1 protein-coding gene is annotated in these 303 nt (G+C 53.8%); it reads right to left on the minus strand.

Features of this window, described 5'->3' with window-relative positions; translation table 11 throughout:
- A partial coding sequence (locus tag MUY21_RS16040; RefSeq protein ID WP_248411274.1) for a hypothetical protein occupies positions 1-303 on the minus strand: 303 nt, incomplete at both ends.

The raw sequence follows: 303 nt of genomic DNA on the forward strand, positions 1-303 counted from the left end.
CGAAGCCACCTCAGCCATTTCCATCAAGCCTTCCAGCGCCTTCTTGAACGGCCCTTCGAGTTCGATATCGCCGCGCATGCATGCCATGCGAAACATCAGAACCACCCCCATCTCAGCGTCCGTAAGCGGCAGGCCAAGCACGTCACAAAGCACTTCGTGAACACCGGGGTGATATTCTTCAATTGCCACCAACAAGAACTTTCTCGGATCCATACCAAGCGTCTGAGCAAGCGCAGGGATGCGTTGCAGTGGAACACGTGTCACCCCTTGCTTCATCATTGACAGAACGTTTGGATGGTTGAA

The sequence above is a fragment of the Aliiroseovarius sp. S2029 genome (assembly GCF_023195575.1).
GTDB lineage: Bacteria > Pseudomonadota > Alphaproteobacteria > Rhodobacterales > Rhodobacteraceae > Aliiroseovarius > Aliiroseovarius zhejiangensis.